Origin of the sequence: Promicromonospora sp. NPDC057138 (genome assembly GCF_042670845.1) — a bacterium.
Taxonomy (GTDB): Bacteria; Actinomycetota; Actinomycetes; order Actinomycetales; family Cellulomonadaceae; genus Promicromonospora.
In genome coordinates this window covers 71859-85883 of the sequence record NZ_JBHUUX010000020.1, presented here as the reverse complement: position 1 = coordinate 85883, position 14025 = coordinate 71859, and the positions used below count along the sequence as shown (strand labels likewise).

Genomic DNA, 14025 nt, shown 5'->3' with positions numbered 1-14025 from the left:
GCTCTGGGGCGCCTCGACCGCCGCTGACTTTTCTCGGCGAAATTGGTTCGTCCGAAGATATGGACGCGGCGTACACATCCGTGGTTATATGAACGCACAGTCCACATCGGATCCCATCGGAACCCCCAGGAGCAATCATGAGCACCAGCACCAGCACCAGCAGCCCTCGCGTCGCCCTCGTCACCGGCGGGTCCGGCGGTATCGGCCGCACCGTCGTGGAGCGGCTCGCGGCCGACGGCTTCGCCGTCGCGGTCCACTACGCGGGCAACAAGGCCAGGGCGGAGGAGGTCGTCGCCGAGGTCCAGGCCTCCGGCGGGCAGGCGATCGCCGTCGGCGGGGACGTCGCCGACGAGGTCGCGATGGCGGCCGCGTTCGACGCCGCGGAGGCCGCGTTCGGCGGGATCGACGTCGTCGTCAACACCGCCGGCATCATGCTGCTCTCGCCGATCGCCACCCTCGACCTGGCCGACCTCGACCGGATGCACCGCACCAACATCCGCGGCACGTTCGTCGTCTCCCAGCTCGCCGCGAACCGGCTGCGTGGCGGTGGCGCGCTCGTCAACTTCTCGACGTCGGTCACCCGCACCAAGTTCCCGACCTACGGCGCGTACGTCGCCAGCAAGGCGGCCGTCGAGAGCATCACCCTGATCCTGGCCCGCGAGCTGCGCGGCAAGGACATCACCGTCAACGCCGTCGCGCCCGGCCCCACGGCCACGCCGCTGTTCCTGAACGGCAAGGACGAGCAGACGATCCAGAACCTCGCCAACGCCGTCCCGCTCCAGCGGCTCGGCCAGCCCGAGGACATCGCCGAGACCGTCGCCTTCCTGGCCGGACCCGCGCGCTGGGTCAACGGCCAGGTCATCTACACCAACGGCGGCCTCGCCTGATCGACGGCCGCCACCCCCAGGACCACCAGATCATCAGCCGGATCACCAGACAGACCACCAGAAAGAAGGAACCGCCATGAACAACGTCATCGTCATCACCGGAGCCTCCTCGGGCTTCGGAGCCCTCACCGCCCGCGCCCTGGCCTCCGCCGGCGACACCGTCTACGCGGGCATGCGCCAGACCGAAGGCCGCAACGCGCCCCAGGTCGAGGCCGCGCAGGCCTACTCGACGGAGCACGGGGTGGACCTGCGCGCCATCGAGCTCGACGTGAACTCCCAGGAGTCGGTCGACCGCGCGATCGCCCAGATCCAGGCCGAGCACGGCCGCATCGACGTCCTGATCCACAACGCCGGCCACATGGTCGTCGGGCCGACCGAGGCATTCACGCCGGAGCAGCTCGCCGAGCTCTACAACGTCAACGTGCTCTCCACCCAGCGCGTGAACCGGGCGGCGCTGCCCAGCATGCGCCAGCGTGGCGAAGGGCTCGTGATCTGGGTGTCCAGCACCAGCGTCAAGGGCGGCACCCCGCCGTACCTGGCCCCGTACTTCGCGGCCAAGGCCGGTATGGACTCCCTCGCAGTGTCGTACGCCGCCGAGCTCGCCCGCTGGGGCGTGGAGACGTCGATCGTGGTGCCCGGCTCGTTCACCAGTGGCACCAACCACTTCGCGCACGCGGGCCACCCGGCTGACGGCGAGGTGGAGGCCGCGTACGAGACCCGGTACGCCGGTCTCATGGGCCAGGTCGCCGAGAAGCTCGCCGCCCTCGCCCCCGAGGGTGCGACCGCCTCCCTGGTCTCGGACGAGATCGCCCGCATCGTCGCCCTGCCCGTGGGGCAGCGGCCGTACCGGGTGCACATCGACCCGGCGAACGACGGCTCCGAGGCGGTCTCCGACCTCGCCGACTCGACCCGCCGCGAGTTCCTCGACCGCGTCGGCCTGGGCGACCTGCTCACGATCCAGCAGTACTGACCAGCAGTAGCGACCAGCAGCAGCGGGGCCCCGCGAACGTCCGGGCCGGGGCCCCGCGTGCCGAACGCCCTGCTCAGCGGTATGAAGACCAGGCCGACCTAGACTGGCGGACGCCGCCGAGGCCGGTGCCAGGGATCCAGAAGGAGAACAATCGTGGAGAAGGATCCGACGGCTTCCGTCGTCGAGGAACCGGGCACCCGCAGCCGAGGCCGCGGACGCCGCCCTGCCGACGAGGTACGCGGCGACGTGCTGCGGACCGTGGGCGACGTGCTGCTCAGCGAGGGCATGGCCGACCTGACGTTCGAGCGGGCCGCGCGCCTGTCGGGCGTCAGCAAGACGACCCTGTACAAGTGGTGGCCCTCCAGGGGCGCGCTGGCCCTCGACGGGTATTTCCACGCGGTTCAGCCGACGCTCGCCTTTCCCGACACGGGCGACATCCGTGCGGACCTGCTCGAGCAGCTGCACGCGTTCGTCCGCCTCATGACCACCACCCCGGCCGGCCGGGTGCTCGCGGAGCTGATCGGCGAGTCACAGACGGACAAGGACCTCGCGGTCGCGTACCGGTCCCTGTACTCGTCCGGGCGGCGCGGCCTGGCGGCGGAGCGCCTCCGGCGTGCACAGGAGCGGGGGCAGATCCGGGACGACGTCGACGTGCGGGTGGTGATCGACCAGCTCTGGGGAGCCGTCTACCACCGCCTCCTCATCCCGGACGAGCCGATCACCGACAGCTTTGTCGATGCCCTCGTGCGCAACCTCCTGGGCGGCATCGCCCAGCGCTGACCCCGCCGGCGCCAACGGGCGAAAAAACGGTTCCCGGGAGAAGGTAGCTGAGTCGGCCGCGGTCTGACCGACGGTAGGACCTGGTCGACGGCGGTCCGGGCACTCTGGGGGTGCCAGGGCCGCCGTCTATCTGTCGGGCGGGGTGTGCGATCTCCCATGCATCTGCTGCCACGCCGGGCAGGCTCTTTGGCAGCAGCCGCATGGTCGACGAGAGTCGGTTCGTGTGAGCTACCTGAACCTGCGACGGTCGGCGGTACTCGTCGTCTCGGCCGCGCTGCTCCTGACCGCCTGCACGATGGACGACGCCGGCCCGGGCCGGGCGCCCGGCCCGCCGGCACCGGGAGCGACCGCGCCGGTGACGCCGACAGCGACGCCGACGGCGACTCCGCGCCCCACGCCGCCGCGGGCCGACGTCGGCCCCGCCGTCGACCGCCTCGAGGAGAAGTACGACGCCGACGTCGGCCTGTACGCGGTGGACACCGGCACCGGGCGCGTCGCCGCCCACGGCGAGGACGAGCGGTTCGCCTTCGCCTCGACGTACAAGGCGCTCGCCGCCGGAGCGGTCCTGGAGCGCAGCAGCGCGGCGGACCTGCGGAAGGTGGTCATGTTCGACGCCGAGGACCTGGTGGAGTACTCGCCGGTGACCGAACAGCACGTCGGCGACGGGATGACGATGCTCCAGATCATCGACGCGGCGGTCGAGGAGAGCGACAACACGGCCGGAAACCTCCTCTTCGACGCTCTCGGCGGGCCCTCGGGCATGCAGGCCGCGCTGCGCGCGATCGGGGACGAGACGACCGTGTCGGCGCGCTACGAGCCCGAGCTGAACGAGGTCGCTCCGGGTGACGACCGCGACACCAGCACGGCGGAGGCGCTCGCGGCCGACCTGCGGGCCTACGTGCTCGGCGACGTCCTGGGCGAGGACGACCGGAGGGTGCTGGTCGAGGCGCTCCGGGGCAGCGTCACCGGTGCCGAGACGATCCGCGCGGGCGTGCCGGACGGCTGGGTCGTGGGCAACAAGACCGGCACCTCGGGGAACGGCGGCCGGAACGACATCGGCGTCGTCTGGCCGCCCGGTCGCGAGCCCCTGGTGCTCGCGGTCCTCACCCAGACCGAGGACCCGGACGCGGAGCCTGCCGACGCCCTCCTGGCAGAGGTCACGGCGGTCGCGGTCGAGGCCCTGGGGCGCTGAGACGCACGAGCGAGCTAGACGGCGTGGGCCGACTTCTCGCGGCCGACCCCGGTGAGCTCGTGGTCACGTCGGCTGGCGGCGACGTCCTCGTGATGCGAGGCCGCCCAGCCCGCGAGCGTCATGACGGCGTCCACCAGCGATCGGCCGAGACTCGTCAGGGCGTACTCGACGCGAGGCGGCACCTCCGGGTAGGCGGTGCGAGTCAGCAGGCCGTCGCGCTCCAGGGCCTTCAGGGTCACGGTGAGCATCCGCTGCGAGATCCCGGGGATGCTCGCCTGGAGGTCGGAGTAGCGCAGCGGCTCCGCGCCGAGCGTGCTGATGATCAGGACGCTCCACTTGTCGCCGATCCGGTCGAGCACCTCGCGGATGAACGCGCTCTCCTCGGGCCATGCCTGGCACGGCCCGCTGATCCTTCTCGGTGTCGCCATCTCGTCCGCCTCCCGTTCGCCGTCACCGGGAGAATACAGGCTCTCCAGTCTGTTATCACACCAACAGTAAGTATCGGTCCAGGGGCGGGCGCCACTACCGGACCAGGCACGGCCGTTTCGGGTCGAACTCCCATCCCTCGACCAGGCACTGCATCGCCACGGCGTCGTCGCGCGCCCCGAGCCCGTGCTGCAGGTACAGCTCGTGGGCGGCGGCCAGGCGCTCGCGGTCGAGCTCGACGCCGAGCCCCGGCGTCGTCGGCACCTGGATCGCGCCGCCGCGGATTTGCGGCGGTGCCGTCGTCAGGCCCTGGCCGTCCTGCCAGATCCAGTGGGTGTCCAGCGCGGTGATCGTGCCGGGCGCCGCCGCGCCGACGTGCGTGAACATGGCCAGCGAGACGTCGAAGTGGTTGTTGGAGTGCGACCCCCAGGTCAGCCCGAACTCGTGGCAGAGCTGCGCCACGCGCACTGAGCCGGCCATGGTCCAGAAGTGCGGGTCGGCCAGCGGGATGTCGACGGCGCCCGCGCGCACCGCGTGGGCCAGCTCGCGCCAGTCCGTCGCGATCATGTTGGTGGCGGTCGGCAGGCCCGTCGCGCGCCGGAACTCGGCCATCACCTCCCGGCCGGAGAACCGGCCCTCGGCGCCGCACGGGTCCTCGGCATAGGCGACGACGCCGCGCATGCGGCCGCCGAGCCGGATCGCCTCGGCCAGCGGCCAGCCGCCGTTGGGGTCGAGCGTGATGCGGGCGTCGGGAAAACGCTCCTTGAGCGCGACGACGGCGTCCACCTCCTGGTCGCCGGCCTGCACGCCGCCCTTGAGCTTGAAGTCGGTGAACCCGTAGCGCTCCTGGGCGGCCTCGGCCAGGCGCACGACGTCGTCGGGCGTCATGGCCTGCTCGCGGCGCAGCCGGCCCCACGCGTCGGACTCGTCGTCCCCGCGCAGGTACGGCAGGTCGGTGGCGCCCGGGTCGCCCACGTAGAAGAGGTAGCCGAGCATCGGCACGGCCGCGCGCTGGGCGCCGTCGCCGAGCAGCTCGGCCACGGGCACACCCAGGTCCTGGCCGTGCAGGTCCAGCAGCGCGGACTCCAGGGCGGTGACCGCGTGCACGGTGGTGCGCAGGTCGAAGGTCTGGGCGCCGCGCCCGCCCGCGTCGCGGTCGGCGAACGCGGCCGAGACGGAGCGCAGCAGGCTGCGGTAGCGCGCCACCGGCTGCCCGACGACGAGCCGGCCCGCCTCCTCGATGGTGGCCCGGATCTTCTCGCCGCCGGGTACCTCGCCGAGCCCGGTGCGGCCGTCCGAGTCGGTGACTATCGCGATGTTGCGCGTGAAGAACGGGCCGTGCGCGCCGGACAGGTTGAGCAGCATCGAGTCGTGGCCCGCGACGGGGACCACCTCGACGCGCGCGATCGTGGGGTGGGCGCTCACTGCGCCCCCTCGAGCACGCCGTCGACCCGCCGCGTCAGGTGCCACGGGTTGTCGGACCGGACCGGCTCGGGGAGCAGGTAGTCGGGCAGGTTCTGGTAGGCGACGGGGCGCAGGAACCGCTCGATCGCGAGCGTCCCCACGGAGGTGCTGCGGGAGTCCGACGTCGCGGGGAACGGCCCGCCGTGCACCATCGCGTGCCCCACCTCGACGCCGGTCGGCCAGCCGTTCGCGAGGATGCGGCCGGCCGCGCGCTCCAGGACGGGCAGCAGGCGGGCGGCGGTCTCGCGGTCGGCCTCGGTGAGGTGCAGCGTCACGGTGAGCTGCCCCTCCAGCCGCTCGACGGCGGACAGCAGCTCGTCGGCGTCGGCATACCGGACCACGAGCGACGCGGCGCCGAAGATCTCGGCCTGCAGCACCGGGTTGCTCAGCAGCGTCGGGACGGCGCTGGCGAACACGGCGGGCGCGGGGGCGTTGCGGGTCTCGCCGGGGGAGCCGGCGCCGACCAGCCGCACGCCGTCCTGGGCGGCCAGCGTGTCCACGCCGTGCTGCCAGGCCGCGGCGATGCCGCCGGTGAGCATGGTCTGCCCGGCGGCGGCAGCGGCGGCGCGCCCGGCCGCCTCGACGAACGCGTCGCCGCGGGCGCCGTCCGGCACGAAGACGAGGCCGGGCGCGGTGCAGAGCTGGCCCGAGGAGCCCGTCACCGAGGTGAGGTACGCAGCGGCGAGGGCGTCGACGTCGCCGGCCAGGGCGCCGTCGAGCAGGACCGTGGGGTTGATCGAGCTCATCTCCGCGTAGACGGGGATCGGAACGGGGCGGGCCGCTGCCGCCTGGACGAGCGCGAGGCCGCCGCCGCGGGAGCCGGTGAACCCGACGGCCTGGATCGCCGGGTCGGTCACGAGGGCCTGGCCTACGGCGTTGCCCGGCCCGTAGACCAGCGAGAACACGCCGGGGTGCAGGCCGCACTGCGCGACGGCGTCGGCCACCGCGCGGCCCACGAGCTCGGCGGTGCCCGGGTGCGCGTTGTGCGCCTTGACGACCACGGGGCAGCCGGCCGCGAGCGCCGAGGCGGTGTCGCCGCCGGCGGTGGAGAAGGCGAGCGGGAAGTTGCTCGCGCCGAACACGGCCACCGGGCCGAGCGGCACCTTGCGCTGCCGGATGTCGACGCGGGGCAGGGGAGCGCGGTCGGGCAGGGCCGGGTCGATCCGCACGCCGCGGTGGTCGCCCTGGCGTACGACCTGCGCGAACAGGCGGAGCTGGCCGGTGGTGCGGGCGAGCTCGCCCGTGAGGCGGGCCGCCGGGAGGCCGGTCTCGCGCATGGCCCGTGCGACGACGTCGGGCCCCAGGGCGTCGATGTTCGCCGCCGCCTGCTCCAGGAACTGGGCGTGGGGCTCGGGCGCGAGCGCGGAGAACGACGCGAAGGCGTCGCGCGCGGCGGCGGTCGCCCGGGCGACCTGTGCGTCGTCGAGGAGCGAGTAGGCGGGCTCGAGGGCCTCGGCCGTGGCCGGGTCCTGCCCGGCGACGGTGCCCGCCGTGCCCACCAGGGGCGAGCCGGCGACTATCGAGTGGCCGGTGAGCGGGGTGGTCGGGGTCGTCGGGGTCGTCTGGGTGGTCGGCTCGGTCGTCATGCCGTGTCTCCTTCGGAACGTGTGGGTCAGCCGGCCAGGTCGGCGGGACGCACCCCGGCGACGTGGATCAGGGCGCTGAGGTCCGCGAGGTCCTGCGTGGTGAGGTCCTGCAGGGGCGCGCGGACGCTGCCCATGTCGCGGCCGATCGCCGTCATGCCGCCCTTGACGATGGACACCCCGTACCCCTTGGCGCGGTCGCGGATGTCGAGGTAGGGCAGCACGAACCGGCGCAGCTTCTCGGTGACGGCCGCCTGGTCGAGGTTGCGCACGTCACGGTAGAACGCCAGGGCGAACTCGGGCACGAAGTTGTACATGGCCGAGGAGTACGTGCTCATGCCGAGCTGCAGGAGCGGCAGGGCGAAGGTCTCCGCGGTGGGCAGGCCGCCCAGGTAGAAGAGCCGGTCGCCGTTGGCGGCGTGCACGCGGGTGAGCTGCTCGATGTCGCCGATCGCGTCCTTGAACCCGATGAAGCTGGGGTGCCGCTCGGCGAGCCGCGCGACGGTCCGCGCGGAGTAGACGGCGTTGCCGCGGTTGTAGACGATCACCCCGAGGCTCGTGGCGGCGCACACCGCGGAGGCGTGCTCCAGCAGACCGTCCTGGTCGCACTCGGTGAGGTACGGGGGCAGCAGCAGGAGCCCGTCGGCTCCGGCGTCCTGCGCGGCGCGGGCGTTCTGGATCGCCTGGGCGGTGTTGCCGCCCGCGCTGCCGAGCACCGGCGTGCGCCCGGCGGCGGTCTCGACGGCGAGCCGGACCACGCGGGCCGACTCCTGCGGCGTCAGGCTGAAGCCCTCGCCCGTGCCGCCCGCGGCGAACAGGCCGCCGATCTCGAAGCCCGACTGCCAGTCGATGTGCTCGCGGTAGCGCTCCTCGTCGATCTCCCCGTCCCCGTCGAACGGGGTGACGGGGAAGGACAGCAGCCCGTCCTTGAGGGCGACGGCGAGCTCCTGGGGTGCATACGTGGCCAAGGTGGCCCCTCCTGTGACAGACGTCGGCGATGGCGTGCTGGTCCGGTTATGGTCCGCCGCCAACGTAAGAAGCCGTCACGATGCCTGTCCAACCCCGATGTTGCATCGGTTGATACCTGACCAGCATCACGTCCCGCCCGCCCTCCGTTGAGTGCTGGCTATTTGCGGTCCGGGAGGCCTCCGGCCAACAAATAGCCAGCACTCAACGCGGGTCGGTCAGGTGGGCCAGGACGTTGTGGAGGGCCGGGTTTCTTGATGTTCGGTCCCAGATGGCGTGCAGCTCTACGACGCCGTGCGGGACGTCGCCCAGCTCGACGAACGTCACGCCGGGCAGGCCCAGCAGGCGGGCCGACTCCGGGACGAATGCCACGCCGCGCCCCGCCGCGACCAGCGAGCACATGGTCAGGATCTGGCTGACGACGTGCACGACGTTGGCGTGCTCGACGGCGATGTACCGCACCACCATGTCGTAGAAGTAGCGGGCCTTGGTCGGGTGGTGCCCGATCAGCGGCTGCTCGCGCAGGTCGGCGACGACGACGGGCCGGTCGAGCCGGGTCAGGGGGTGGCCGTCGGGCACGGCCAGGACGAGGTCCTCGGACAGCAGGAGCCGGGAGTCGAACCTCTCCTGGTCGAACGGCGGCCGGCCGAGCGCCAGGTCGAGCTCGCCGCGGCGGATCGCCTCGATCTGCTCGATGGTGACGAGCTCCTTCAGGTCGAGGTCGACGTCGGGCATGAGCTCCGCGATCTCCTGGACGAGCGTGCCGAGGAGGCTGAAGCCCGAGGCGGCGGTGAACCCGAGGCGCAGCACGCCGGCCCTGCCCGCGGCGATCTTCCGGGCCAGCGCGGGGGCGGCGTCGGCGGCGGTCAGCAGGCGGCGGGCCTCCGCCAGGAACACGGTGCCCGCCGTCGTCAGCTCGACATGGCGGTTGTCCCGCTCCAGGAGCGGGACGCCGACGGCGCGCTCGAGCTTCTGGACCTGACGGCTCAGCGGCGGCTGGGTCATGTTGAGCCGCGCGGCGGCGCGGCCGAAGTGCAGCTCTTCCGCCACGGCCAAGAAGCAGCGGACCTGGTCGAGGGTGTACACGATGCCTTCCGAGAATCAAGCAATGCAGTAAGAGGCTTAGACAGGCATCGTATGGGCTTCTTATGCTCAACGCCGGACGTTCCCGACACCCTTCAAGATCTCAATGAGGAGAGCTGTGATGACACCTCTTTCGCGCAGGATCCCGCGCACCCGCAGGGCCCTGCTGGCCGCCACCGCCGCCGGTGCCGCGCTGACCCTCGCCGCGTGCGGCGGGAACGTGGGTGCCTCGGGCGGCGGCGAGGGTGCCGACTTCCCGACCGGCCCCGTGACGATCTCCGTGGGTGCGGAGGCCGGCGGCTCCACCGACGTGATCGCCCGCGCCGTGGCCGAGGGCATGGCGGACGACCTCGGGGTGGCGGTGCCTGTCGTGAACCAGGCGGGGGCGAACGGCGCCCTGGCCACCGAGGAGGTCGCGGGCAAGCCCGCCGACGGGTACGAGCTGGTGATGCTGAACGCCTCCCTGATCACGATCACGCCCCTGGCGGTGTCCGAGGACGAGGCGGTGGACATTGCCGACCTCGACGTGCTCAAGGGCCTCTCCCAGGACGACTACGTGCTGATCGCCAGCCCGGAGTCCGGCTTCGAGAGCCTCGACGACCTCAAGGACGCGTCCGGCGAGATCAAGTACGGCACCACCGGCGTGGGCACCGGCTCGCAGCTCGCGCAGGCCGTGCTGTTCAAGCAGGCCGAGATCGACGGCACCGCCGTCCCGTTCGACTCGGGCTCGCCCGCGCTCACCGCCGTCGTCGGCGACCAGGTGCAGGTGGCCACGGTGCAGCTCGGCGAGGCCAAGCCGCAGATCGACGCCGGGAACGTGGTGCCGCTGCTGGCGTTCTCCGCCGAGCGCAACCAGTTCCTGCCCGACGTGCCGACCGCAGTCGAGGAGGGCTACGACGTGCCCGTCTCGCAGTACCGCGCCGTCGCCGCGCCCAAGGGCCTGCCCGAGGACGTCAAGGCCCGGCTCGTCAAGTCGATCGACGCCGCCATCGCGACGGACACCTACCAGGAGTTCAACGAGAACAACCTCTTCACGCCGCACGAGATCTCCGGCGAAGAGGTCACCACGGAGTGGACCGAGCTCGGCGAGAAGTACCAGGCGCTCACCGAGGAGTACGACATCGACCTCGCGGAAGGCTGAGCGGCCGTGGAGACGGCAGCGGCTCAGCCGGCGGGACCGGTCGACCCGGCGGGACCGGTCAGCCCGGCCGTCCCGGCCGGGGCACTGGCCGACGACGACGCGCAGCCGGCCGCCGGCCCGGTGGCGAACCTCGCCGCGAGCGTGGTGACCGCCGGCGTCGGCGTGGCCGGCGTGGTGGGGGCGGTGGCCATGGGCCTCGGCACGCCCGCGCGGCCGGGGGCTGGGCTCTGGCCGCTGGCGATCAGCGTCGCCGTGGTGGTGCTGTCCCTCGCCCAGATCCTGATCGGACGCCGGGGCGGCGACGGGGAGAAGTTCTCCCGGTACTCGTGGCTCTCGCTGGCCGGCCTCGCGACCCTCCTCGGGCTCGTGGCGCTGCTGCCCGTGATCGGCTTCGAGATCCCTGCCCTGCTGCTGAGCCTCGTCTGGATGAAGTTCCTCGGCGGCGAGTCCTGGCGCTCCGCTGTCCTGTACTCGGTGCTCGTCGTGGGGGCGCTCTACGGGGTGTTCGTCGGGGCGCTCGGCACGAACGTCCCGCACCTGTTCTGACCGCACCGCTCGCCAGATCTGATCCGCAAGGGAATCGCACGTGGAATCGCTGCAGAACGTCCTCGCCGGGTTCGCCGTCGTGCTGGAACCGACGAACCTCCTGTACTGCCTGGTCGGGGTGGTCATCGGCATGCTCATCGGGGTGCTGCCGGGCCTCGGCCCGGCCGCCACCATCGCCATCCTGCTCCCGCTGACCTACGGCGTGGAGCCGGTCACCGCGATCATCATGCTCGCCGGCATCTTCTACGGCGCCCAGTACGGCGGCACCATCACCTCTGTGCTGCTCCGGCTGCCCGGCGAGGCCAGCTCCGTCGTCACCGTCCTGGACGGGCACGCGCTCGCCCGGCAAGGGCGGGCCGGCACCGCGCTCGGCGTCGCCGCCGTCGGCTCGTTCATCGGCGGCACCGTCGGGATCATCGGGCTGACGTTCCTCGCGCCGCTCGTGGCGGGCTTCGCCCTCGACTTCGGGCCGCCCGAGTACGCGGCGCTCGCGCTCCTGGGCATCCTCCTGGTCTCGACCATCGCGTCCGGCGCGCGGGTCAAGGCGCTGATCGCCGCCGGGATCGGGCTGCTGCTGGCCACCGTGGGGCGCGACGCCTTCACGGGCGCCGAACGGTTCACGTTCGACAACCTGAGCCTCGCCGACGGCATCGACTTCGTCCCCGTCGCGATGGGCCTGTTCGGGCTCGGCGAGATCCTCTACAACCTGGAGGAGCGGCACCGGGCCGTGCAGGCGCCCGGCAAGGTCGCCAACGTCTGGCCCTCCCGCAAGGACCTGCGCGAGTCCTCCGGCGCCGTGACCCGCGGGTCCGTGCTCGGGTTCTTCCTCGGCATCCTGCCCGGCGGCGGCGCGACCATCGCCTCCATGGCCGCCTACGCCGCCGAGAAGAAGCGCGCCAAGGACCCGAGCCGGTTCGGCAAGGGCGCCATCGAGGGCGTCGCCGGCCCGGAGACGGCGAACAACGCCGCCGCCACCAGCTCGTTCATCCCGCTGCTGACGCTCGGCATCCCCGCCAACGCCACCATGGCGCTCATGTTCGGCGCGCTGCTGATCCAGGGCATCACGCCCGGCCCGCAGCTCGTGACCGAGCACCCCGAGCTGTTCTGGGGCGTCGTCAACTCGATGTACATCGGCAACGTGCTGCTGCTGATCATGTCGATCCCGCTGGTCGGCGTCTTCGTCCGCATCCTGCGGGTGCGCTCGGCGATCCTCGCCCCGGTGACCGCACTGATCACCATGATCGGCGCCTACACGATCAACAACTCCGTGTTCGACGTGCTCCTGGTCGTCGTCTTCGGAGCCGTCGGCTACCTGATGAAGAAGTTCGGCTTCGAGCCAGGGCCGCTCGTCCTCGCGTTCGTGCTGGGCTCGCTGCTGGAGGACAGCCTGCGGCGCTCGCTGCTGATGTTCGACGGCTCCGCGGCGGGCTTCTTCACCCGCCCGATCTCCGCGACGCTGCTGGTGGTGTTCGTGGTGGTGGCCGTGCTGCCCCTGGTCCGGTCGGTCCGCGGCCGGACGACGGCGGGGGCGGCGTCGTCGGCGTCGGCGAGCGACGTGCCCGCCAAGAACCGAGAGGAAGAGTCAGTATGAGCATCGTCGTGGGCTACGTCCCCACTCCCGCCGGGGAGGCCGCCGTGGGAGCGGCAATCACCGAGGCAGCCCTGCGCGGTGAGGACCTGCTGGTCGTGAACTCGGCGCGCGAGGGCTCGCTGGTCGAGACCACCGTCGCGACCGACGAGGACCTGTCCCGGGTGCTCACCCAGGCCGAGGACGCCGGGGTGCGGGCGGAGGTGGTGCGCGGTACGCACCGCGACGACTTCACCGACGAGATCCTCGACCTGGCCGACAAGCACGACGCCTCGCTGATCGTGATCGGCCTGCGGCGGCGCAGCACGGTGGGCAAGTTCATCATGGGCTCGGTGTCGCAGCGGATCCTGCTGCAGGCGGAGCACCCGGTCCTGGCGGTCAAGCCGGCGCGCTGAAACGGTCCCGGCCGTCGTCGAACGTAGGCCTGGTCGCTCTATGAGCCCACATAAAGCGACCAGGCCTACGTTCGGCGTCAGCGGGCGGCCGCGGGGGAGAGGGTCAGGGCTTCGTCGTCGCGGCCGACTCCTGCAGGAGGCGGCGGCGGGAGCCTGTGAGGTGGACGCGCATCGCCGCGGACGCAGCTAGCGGGTCCTGGGCTTCCAGGGCGGCGAGGACGGCGCGGTGCTCCTGCACGACGGCGGCGAAACGGCCGCCGTCCTTCAGGTCGCTGCCGTGTGCTTGGCTGCCGCGTGCGTCGTCGCTGTGAGGGTCGTCGCGGTGTGCGTCGCTGCCCCGTGCGCCCGCGTGCCGGTCCAGCCGGCCGCGCGGCATCGCGATCATCTGCGGGCCCAGCCGGTCCAGGGCCTCCAGCAGGAACCGGTTGGCCGACGCCTCGGCGACGAGCCGGTGGAAGGCGAAGTCGTGCCGCATGGCCGTGGCGGGGTGGCCGCCGGACGAGGCTAGGGAGTCGAGCCGGTCGGCCAGCGCCGCGAGCTGGGCCGGCGTGCGCCGAGTCGCGGCGAGCGCGGCGGCCTCGGACTCCAGCGCCAGGCGGTACTCGACCAGGGCGAGCCGGTCCTCCAGCGAGCGGGCCAGCGGGCGGGCGCCGCCGTCGGCGTCGCCGGCCGGGGGAGTGAGCGCATAGCTCCCGCTGCCGCGCCGGGTGTGGACCAGGCCCTCGAGGTTCAGCCGGGCGATCGCCTCACGGACGACCGTGCGGCTGACCCCGTGCTCGGTCGCGAGCCGCGGCTCGCTGGGCAGCTTCTCGCCCGGGGGGATGTCGCCGTTGACGATGCGGGTCCGCAGCGCCTCCACCAGGTTGCCGCTCAGGGTCTGGGCCATGTCCTCATGCTTCCATCAGTTGCCGTGACGGGTGTCGCCGACCCCGCGGGTCGAGCTTGTCGAGACCTGGTGAGGGGTCTCGACAAGCTCGACCAACGGAGGGTGACCAACGGAGGGT

14 protein-coding genes are annotated in these 14025 nt (G+C 72.3%); 8 read left to right on the top strand and 6 right to left on the bottom strand.

The window, feature by feature from the left end:
- The first annotated feature begins 137 nt into the window (after positions 1-137).
- From ACFT2C_RS13685 to bla, 4 genes are all read left to right on the top strand, one after another.
- Positions 138-887, top strand: coding sequence for an SDR family oxidoreductase (locus ACFT2C_RS13685; protein ID WP_377207617.1), 750 nt, complete (start codon positions 138-140; stop codon positions 885-887).
- 76 nt (positions 888-963) lie between these two features.
- Positions 964-1857 carry an SDR family oxidoreductase gene (locus ACFT2C_RS13680; protein WP_377207616.1) on the top strand — a complete coding sequence of 298 codons (894 nt, stop codon included), beginning with the start codon at positions 964-966 and terminating at the stop codon, positions 1855-1857.
- Between the two features lie 153 nt (positions 1858-2010).
- Positions 2011-2637 (top strand): TetR-like C-terminal domain-containing protein, encoded by a 627-nt coding sequence (locus ACFT2C_RS13675; RefSeq protein ID WP_377207615.1) that lies wholly within the window; start codon positions 2011-2013, stop codon positions 2635-2637.
- A gap of 223 nt (positions 2638-2860) precedes the next feature.
- On the top strand, positions 2861-3829 hold the full coding sequence (gene bla / locus ACFT2C_RS13670) for a class A beta-lactamase (RefSeq protein ID WP_377207614.1): 969 nt from the start codon (positions 2861-2863) through the stop codon (positions 3827-3829).
- A gap of 14 nt (positions 3830-3843) precedes the next feature.
- Here bla and ACFT2C_RS13665 read toward each other — a convergent pair whose 3' ends face one another.
- From ACFT2C_RS13665 to ACFT2C_RS13645, 5 genes are all read right to left on the bottom strand, one after another.
- Complete coding sequence (locus ACFT2C_RS13665) at positions 3844-4257, bottom strand: winged helix-turn-helix transcriptional regulator (RefSeq protein WP_377207613.1); 414 nt, start codon at positions 4255-4257, stop codon at positions 3844-3846.
- A 94-nt stretch (positions 4258-4351) separates the two neighbouring features.
- A complete protein-coding gene (locus ACFT2C_RS13660) occupies positions 4352-5680 on the bottom strand; it encodes an enolase C-terminal domain-like protein (protein ID WP_377207612.1) in 1329 nt (442 codons plus the stop codon).
- Positions 5677-7305 carry an aldehyde dehydrogenase (NADP(+)) gene (locus ACFT2C_RS13655; RefSeq protein WP_377207611.1) on the bottom strand — a complete coding sequence of 543 codons (1629 nt, stop codon included), beginning with the start codon at positions 7303-7305 and terminating at the stop codon, positions 5677-5679. The genes ACFT2C_RS13660 and ACFT2C_RS13655 overlap by 4 nt, the downstream gene beginning before the upstream one ends.
- A 26-nt stretch (positions 7306-7331) precedes the next feature.
- Positions 7332-8270: a 5-dehydro-4-deoxyglucarate dehydratase gene (gene kdgD / locus ACFT2C_RS13650; protein ID WP_377207610.1), complete on the bottom strand. Its 939-nt coding sequence runs from the start codon at positions 8268-8270 to the stop codon at positions 7332-7334.
- 202 nt (positions 8271-8472) lie between these two features.
- Positions 8473-9354 (bottom strand): LysR family transcriptional regulator, encoded by an 882-nt coding sequence (locus tag ACFT2C_RS13645; RefSeq protein ID WP_377207609.1) that lies wholly within the window; start codon positions 9352-9354, stop codon positions 8473-8475.
- A gap of 118 nt (positions 9355-9472) precedes the next feature.
- Here ACFT2C_RS13645 and ACFT2C_RS13640 point away from each other — a divergent pair, with 118 nt between their 5' ends.
- The 4 genes from ACFT2C_RS13640 to ACFT2C_RS13625 are packed head-to-tail and all read left to right on the top strand — an operon-like array spanning position 9473 to position 13021.
- A complete protein-coding gene (locus tag ACFT2C_RS13640) occupies positions 9473-10492 on the top strand; it encodes a tripartite tricarboxylate transporter substrate binding protein (RefSeq protein ID WP_377207608.1) in 1020 nt (339 codons plus the stop codon).
- A 6-nt stretch (positions 10493-10498) separates the two neighbouring features.
- Complete coding sequence (locus ACFT2C_RS13635) at positions 10499-11038, top strand: tripartite tricarboxylate transporter TctB family protein (RefSeq protein WP_377207607.1); 540 nt, start codon at positions 10499-10501, stop codon at positions 11036-11038.
- Positions 11039-11078: 40 nt separating this feature from the next.
- The gene (locus ACFT2C_RS13630) at positions 11079-12629 is read left to right on the top strand and encodes a tripartite tricarboxylate transporter permease (protein WP_377207606.1); all 1551 of its coding nucleotides are present in this window, start codon (positions 11079-11081) and stop codon (positions 12627-12629) included.
- The gene (locus ACFT2C_RS13625; RefSeq protein ID WP_377207605.1) at positions 12626-13021 is read left to right on the top strand and encodes a universal stress protein; all 396 of its coding nucleotides are present in this window, start codon (positions 12626-12628) and stop codon (positions 13019-13021) included. Before ACFT2C_RS13630 ends, ACFT2C_RS13625 begins: the two co-directional genes overlap by 4 nt.
- Before the next feature lie 103 nt (positions 13022-13124).
- Here ACFT2C_RS13625 and ACFT2C_RS13620 read toward each other — a convergent pair whose 3' ends face one another.
- A complete protein-coding gene (locus tag ACFT2C_RS13620; RefSeq protein WP_377207604.1) occupies positions 13125-13907 on the bottom strand; it encodes a FadR/GntR family transcriptional regulator in 783 nt (260 codons plus the stop codon).
- Positions 13908-14025 lie beyond the last annotated feature (118 nt).

What these genes read in the sequence shown, in the direction of transcription:
- ACFT2C_RS13680 (WP_377207616.1), top strand. Translation starts at nt 964, where the DNA reads ATGAACAACGTCATCGTCATCACCGGAGCCTCCTCGGGCTTCGGAGCC.
- ACFT2C_RS13685 (WP_377207617.1), top strand. Translation starts at nt 138, where the DNA reads ATGAGCACCAGCACCAGCACCAGCAGCCCTCGCGTCGCCCTCGTCACC.
- ACFT2C_RS13665 (WP_377207613.1), bottom strand. Translation starts at nt 4,257, where the DNA reads ATGGCGACACCGAGAAGGATCAGCGGGCCGTGCCAGGCATGGCCCGAG.
- ACFT2C_RS13655 (WP_377207611.1), bottom strand. Translation starts at nt 7,305, where the DNA reads ATGACGACCGAGCCGACCACCCAGACGACCCCGACGACCCCGACCACC.
- ACFT2C_RS13620 (WP_377207604.1), bottom strand. Translation starts at nt 13,907, where the DNA reads ATGGCCCAGACCCTGAGCGGCAACCTGGTGGAGGCGCTGCGGACCCGC.
- ACFT2C_RS13640 (WP_377207608.1), top strand. Translation starts at nt 9,473, where the DNA reads ATGACACCTCTTTCGCGCAGGATCCCGCGCACCCGCAGGGCCCTGCTG.
- ACFT2C_RS13625 (WP_377207605.1), top strand. Translation starts at nt 12,626, where the DNA reads ATGAGCATCGTCGTGGGCTACGTCCCCACTCCCGCCGGGGAGGCCGCC.